The organism is Chryseobacterium rhizosphaerae (assembly GCF_003385455.1).
Taxonomy (GTDB): domain Bacteria; phylum Bacteroidota; class Bacteroidia; order Flavobacteriales; family Weeksellaceae; genus Chryseobacterium; species Chryseobacterium rhizosphaerae.
In genome coordinates, this window is sequence record NZ_QNUF01000013.1 from 125,739 (window position 1) to 132,220 (window position 6,482).

General features: G+C 36.5%; 5 protein-coding genes. All 5 read right to left on the reverse strand.

Annotated elements, in window-relative coordinates; translation table 11 throughout:
* Positions 1 to 48: 48 nt before the first annotated feature.
* The 5 genes from DRF57_RS13000 to DRF57_RS13020 all read right to left on the reverse strand — a co-directional run bounded on the left by DRF57_RS13000 (position 49) and on the right by DRF57_RS13020 (position 6,027).
* Entirely contained in the window at positions 49 to 909 is an 861-nt protein-coding gene (locus DRF57_RS13000; RefSeq protein ID WP_115918865.1) for a polysaccharide deacetylase family protein, read from the reverse strand.
* Positions 910 to 1,215: 306 nt separating this feature from the next.
* A complete protein-coding gene (locus DRF57_RS13005) occupies positions 1,216 to 1,941 on the reverse strand; it encodes a DUF72 domain-containing protein (RefSeq protein ID WP_115918867.1) in 726 nt (241 codons plus the stop codon).
* 4 nt (positions 1,942 to 1,945) lie between these two features.
* Positions 1,946 to 4,804, reverse strand: a complete 2,859-nt coding sequence (locus DRF57_RS13010; protein WP_115918869.1) for a heavy metal translocating P-type ATPase — start codon at positions 4,802 to 4,804, stop codon at positions 1,946 to 1,948.
* Between the two features lie 270 nt (positions 4,805 to 5,074).
* The gene (locus tag DRF57_RS13015) at positions 5,075 to 5,635 is read right to left on the reverse strand and encodes a helix-turn-helix domain-containing protein (protein WP_115918871.1); all 561 of its coding nucleotides are present in this window, start codon (positions 5,633 to 5,635) and stop codon (positions 5,075 to 5,077) included.
* Positions 5,632 to 6,027, reverse strand: coding sequence for an acyl-CoA thioesterase (locus DRF57_RS13020; RefSeq protein ID WP_115918873.1), 396 nt, complete (start codon positions 6,025 to 6,027; stop codon positions 5,632 to 5,634). The genes DRF57_RS13015 and DRF57_RS13020 overlap by 4 nt, the downstream gene beginning before the upstream one ends.
* Between the last annotated feature and the right edge of the window lie 455 nt (positions 6,028 to 6,482).

Genomic DNA, 6,482 nt, shown 5'->3' on the forward strand with positions numbered 1-6,482 from the left:
GTTTCTGCCTATAGATTAATTTTAGGCTATACTTTTTAAAAAAAAATATTAGTTCAAAACTTCGTTAATCTTCGGATATTGTGAAATCTTTCTGAAAACGAATTTGTTGCTTTTCTGCAGCTTTTCAATAAACAGATCTAATTCGTTGATAGAGTCAGTATCTCTAAGGTATTGATCATGAGTAAGAAAAACAAGGTGTCTTGAAGTTTTTTCAAGGTCGTTAATGAAGATGCTGTCTACTTTTTTCAACATGGCTTCATGGCTCCCTTTTAGAGTCATTTTATGCGAAGGTCTCCATTCGAGATCCCATCCGATTACTTTATAGCCTGCATTTTTAAGTCCGTTTGCTGCAAGAGTAGAGCTCTTAATATCAGTTACGTTAATATTGTTGAGTCTCCAGATATTTCTTCCCGGAGTTCTGGCAATTTTATCCTGAAGTTTAAGGCTGTCTTTTGCAATATCAAAATCATGTACCACTGCCTGCGCATTCTTATAAAAATCTGTGTATTTGTTGTGGGCATGGCTGAAGCTGTGATTGGCAAGCTCAACAAGAGGATTCTGCTTTAAAAGTTCAAAATCATCCTTTTGCTTTTTGCTTCCATAGGCATGTTTACCCACAAGAAAAGCTGTAGCACATACATTTCTTTTATTCAGGATTTTTAACAGGTTTTCTGTGCCCTGGTTCGGGCCGTCATCAAAAGTAAGGTAGATGATCCTTTTATCAGGATCTATATTTTCATCATCTATTTTGGGGACTATTTCCGCGGTAGGATGTTCTTGTGAATTGAGCTTTTCATTCACATCATTCTTGAAGTTACAGCTGTTCAATAAAACCGAAGTTGCACTCATCAATGCAAACATCCCGAGAAAAGTCGTGTTTTTTGACTTTCCCGCAAAAATTTTTCTCATAAAGGTAATGGAAATTAAATTGTTAAAAATCGTTAAAAATAACACTGAAAAGTTAACAAATTATATGCCATTATTCAAGGTGTTTTTTCTTTTTAAGGTTATTTTAAGAACTTTATTTTAAAGCATATTTCCATTAATCTGTTGATTATAAGTTTATGATTTTGTTTTATCTGTTTTTTAACATTTATAAATGCGAAAACAATAGAGTTTCTCTATTTTCATTGAAATTAAATAATTCTTCCTATTGTGGGGAATTATTTAATTTTAACAAATTGGTACCGTTTATATTGTTGAAATTAAAAAGGATTATAAAATCTCTTGTAAGTAGATTGCGTTTTTAACAGCGGAAGTTCCCCAGGTATTGTTGAAGAATATAAAGGCTGTTTGTTTCTTCATCTTGAGTTTGGCGGCAAGATGGTCAAGAAATTCATTGCTGTACTCGGATTTATAGAGAACAGGTTTCCCATGCAGTCTGTAATAGATTATTTCAGGATGATTAATGACTACATCTTCAGGGAGGTTTCCGGGGAAGCTTACTCCTGAAAATACAGTATTGATATTTTTTAAGAAATCAAATATTTCTTTCTGCCACCATGATTCGTGACGGAATTCAATAACATTTAAAAAATTAAAATCAAGATTATCAAGAATGAGGGTAAGATTTTCCGGGGTATTTTTAAAGGAAGGAGGGAATTGGTACAGAAAACCGGAAAGCTTATCCTTCAGGTTGTTTTGAATATGAGTACAGAAGCTTATAATATCTTCTTTTGATTCTGTAAGGCGTTTCTGATGAGTGATGGCTTTAGGGATCTTAATAAAGAATCTGAATAGCTCCGGAGTTTCATCATACCATTTTAAAAGAGTTTTGGCCGTTGGAATCCTATAAAATGTAGAGTTGATCTCTACCGCATTAAAAGCCCTGGCATATAAAGAAAGAAAATCTTTACCTGGAGCATTTTCAGGATATAACGACCCTTTCCAGTCGTTATTATAAAATCCTGAGCATCCAATGTAAAGATTCTCTTTTTTCATTTTATTATTTTATATCCAGATCTACGGAATTTAATCTCAATGAATTCAGGATCACCGATAAGGAACTGATGCTCATGGCTGCAGCTGCAATCATGGGGGATAATAGAATTCCAAAGAATGGATACAATAATCCTGCCGCTACCGGAACTCCCAATACATTATAGATAAATGCAAAGAATAGATTTTCTTTAATGTTTTTAAGAAGTTTTTCGCTTAGCAGCTTAGCTTTTGCTACTCCCAGAATATCTCCTTTGAGCAGTGTAATCTCAGCACTTTCTATAGCGACGTCTGTTCCTGTTCCCATGGCAATTCCTACGTTGGATTGTGCAAGGGCAGGAGAGTCGTTAATTCCGTCACCGGTCATCGCAACTATTTTTCCCTGCTGCTGTAGTTTTTTTACTTCATTCAGTTTATCCTCAGGAAGGCAGTTGGCTTTAAAATGTTTGATTCCCAGTTCATCAGCTACTGCTTTCGCGGTATGCTCATTATCCCCGGTCATCATGATCACATCAATTCCTTCGCTCATCAGTCTTTCCACTGCTTTTTTGGAGCTTAATTTAATTTTGTCTGTAAAGCTTATGAAGCCCAATACTTTTTGATCCAGTGCAATATAAGAGATCGTATGTGCTTTTGACTGTACTTCTATGGCTTTTTGCTTTAAACTGTCCGGAATCTGTATCTGATGAGAAGTGACAAGGTTTTCGTTTCCTAGATAAGCCATCTTCCCATTGATTTTACCTTTCACCCCTTTTCCTGAAATGTTTTCAAACTGATCTACTTTTTCAGCAGCAATATTTTCTTCTTTAGCTCTTTTTATAACCGCATTGGATAAAGGGTGTTCAGAATTTTGGTTGAGCGAAAATGCTAACTGTAAGATTTGATTTTTGTCTTCGCTGTTTACCGTCTCAATATATTCCAAAGAGGGTTTCCCTTCCGTTAAAGTTCCTGTTTTGTCTGTGATCAGAACATTTACCTTATTCATTTGCTCGAGAGCCTCTGCATTTTTGATCAGGATACCGTTCTTAGCTCCTTTCCCGATTCCTACCATCAGAGACATCGGGGTTGCAAGCCCAAGAGCACACGGACAGGCTACAATTAAAACCGCCACTGCATTGATGAAAGCAAATAAGCTTCTTTTTCCTTCCGGACCAAAAAACTGCCATAGAAAAAAGGTAAGGACCGCAATAAGAATGACTACCGGAACAAACACTTTTGAAACCTTATCTGTAAGCTTCTGAATAGGTGCTTTACTTCTGCTGGCTTCATTTACCATTTTTATAATTTGCGAAAGAAGGGTTTCGTCACCTACTTTTTCAGCTTTCATAATGAATACCTGATTCCCGTTGATGGTTCCTGAAGATACTCTGTCATCAATATTCTTTTCCACAGGAACAGGCTCTCCCGTGATCATACTTTCATCTACAATTGAGCTTCCTTCTGTAATTTTACCGTCAACCGGAATTTTTTCACCGGGTTTTACTTTTAGCAGGTCTCCGATTTTTACCTGGGAAAGCAGAACTTTTTTCTCCTCACCATTGACGATAAGATTAGCTTCATCCGGTGACAGATTCATTAATTCCTTAATGGCATTTCCTGTTTTTTTATGAGCTGCGGCTTCCATCAATTGCCCTAAAATAACCAATGTTAAGATGACACAGACTGCTTCGAAATATAAAGGGATTTCATGATTGTGCCCACGGATTTCATGTGGAATGATATCCGGAAAAGCTAATGCTGTAATACTGAATATAAATGCAGCTGCAACTCCCAGTGCGATAAGGCTAAACATATTGAGGTTCCATGTTTTGAAGGAAACCCAGCCTCTTTTCAGCAAGAACCACCCGGAGTAAAACATAACCGGAAGTGTCAAGGCCAGTTCAATAAATCCCTGCACCTGATGGGAAAAAGGAAAATTGATAAACATTCCACCCATTGAAAGAATGAAAACGGGGATGGTAAATGCCAATGAAGTAATGAATTTTCTTTTTAAGAGAGTGTAGGTTTCATCTTCCTCATCATCTCCGCTGTCTGGCATTCTTACGAGGTCCATTCCGCAAATAGGGCAGTCTCCCGGTTCATCACGGATGATTTCAGGATGCATAGGACAGGTATATTTTGCTGTTTTCTTTTCAGGGTATTTTACCAGATCCATTCCGCAAACAGGGCAGCCTACGTTAGAATCATAAGTTTTATCACCTTCACAATACATGGGACAATAGTATTTCCCTGCCATTTCATCCGTTACTGCAGGAGCTGCATGATGATGGCTGTGATCATGAGTGTGGGAATGATGATGACTGTGACTGTGGGTATCTGCATTTTTTACAAGATCTTCAGTGATTTCTTCTAAGTGCATATGACATACGGGGCAATCACCTTTTTCATCATAAACTTTGTCGCCTTCACAGAACATGGGGCAATAATGTTTTCCAACACTGGTTTTGAAATTTTCCGGAAGGTGAGTGGAGGAATAGGCTGGCTTGTGATGGGGATCTTTTGCCAGTTTTTCTTCAATAGGAACTAAATACATCTTACAAACGGGACACCTTTCTCCCTGTTTGAAATATACTTTTTCGCCTTCACATTCCATCGGGCAATAATATACTGAAGATGGAGATACGCGATCCTGAGGTTTTACAAAAGCCTTGTCCGGATTATCCGGGTCTTCAAGTTTGTATTTTCCTATTTCGGCCAAAGCATTATTCAAAACAGACAGTTCAACTTTGTGATCAGAGGTGATTGTTGCTGTATTGTTCTCCAGGTTTACATCGGCTTTCACACCATCTATGCTGTTCAGTTGATTGGAAATCTTTTTCTGACAGCCTGAACAGGTCATTCCGAGTATTTTATACTGTTGTTCCATGATTCTTAAATTTATATTACAAATTTCCAAAAAGGAGGAATAATGCTGTTATAAATTTAAGGATAATAGTTATAAAATTTGGTTGGACGGTTTTAGAACGGGGGAGTATTGGAGTGAGAGAGTATTAGAATAAGAGGATGGGAGGATATCTATTCTTATCAAAAAGACAAATAGGAAAAACTTCATCCCTATAAGTATGAAAGGTAATTATTCCGATACTGCTTATATTCTTTCTTGCGCTAAACTCTCTGGCACTCCCACGCTCAAACATTAAAGATTATCCAGAGGTTTTCTGTGATGGTCTTTCAGTTTCTTGAATTCAGTAGGAGTAAAGCCGGTACTGTTCCGAAACTGGGTAGAGAGGTGCTGGACGCTTTTATAGCCCAGTTTTCCAGCAATTTCGGTAAGATTGAATTCATTGTATAAAAGGAGTTCTTTTACTTTTTCAATTTTTTGAAGAATAAAGAATTGTTCCAGGGTAATATTCTCATTTTGTGAAAACGTTTTGGAAAGAGCGCTATAGTCTTTGTGGAGCTTTGAACTTAAAAATTCGGAAAGCAAAAAATTATCAGCAATGTCAAGTTCACTGACCTTTACAATGATAAGGTTTTTGATTTTTTCAACCAGTTGATGGGCTGAATCCATAATTCTTTCAAAACCGGTTTCGAGCAGCTCTTTTTCAATGGACTTCATTTTGTCAGCTGATATTTCAGTTTCTGTTTCCACTTCGCCTAGTATAACGGAGCTTATTTTCACATCAGCTTTGGTGAAGATATCTTCAACAGCAGAAATACATCTGTTGCAGACCATGTTTTTTATGAAGATTGTCATAAACTGCTGTTTAATCTGTCTTTTACAAATTCAATTTGAGTTTTACCGTGAGGAACGGGGTTTCCATCCTGATCAAGATTTACCATTACAATTTTATCAACTGTAATAATCGTTTGATGGGTCATCTTGTTTCGGACATCACATTTAAGAGTAACCGAAGAAGAGCCGAAGTGGGTTGCTTCTATACCAATTTCTATGATATCTCCCTGTTTTGCAGAGCTTACAAAATTAATTTCGGAGATAAATTTCGTGACTACTTTTGTGTTTTCCAACTGGATAATTGCATATAAAGCAGCTTCTTCATCAATCCACTGTAAAAGTCTTCCTCCAAAAAGAGAATGGTTAGGATTTAAATCTTCAGGTTTTACCCATTTTCTGGTATGGTAGTTCATAATTTTAGTAAAATAATTTGTTTTTGCAAATTTAATGTTTAAAACCGGGCTTTTCAAAAGAATGATATTTATTGATCGAAAGAAGATTATTCATTTTCTCAATCATTTTATTTTGGAGTCTGCTTTTTTTAAGTCGCTGTTCATAAAGAGCATTCTTAATAGCCTGTATTTTCTCTATTTTTAACAGATAAAGGTCAGTGTTTTTTTTGAAAAATCCGGGATTATGACCTCTTCGTTTTTACCATTATAATGTGTAGATTGACTATTATTGCAATAGTTCCCGGGATAATATCTGGCACTTATACACATCTGACGCTGCCGACGATCGTACGCGTGTAGGAGTGGGTGGAGGGGGTAACGTGAAAAAAAAAAAAAAGATAAAGAAATAAGATGAGTATCTAAATAAAAGAGAAGAAATAAGAAGTATGTATGCAGATCGAGTGATAGCAGGTAGG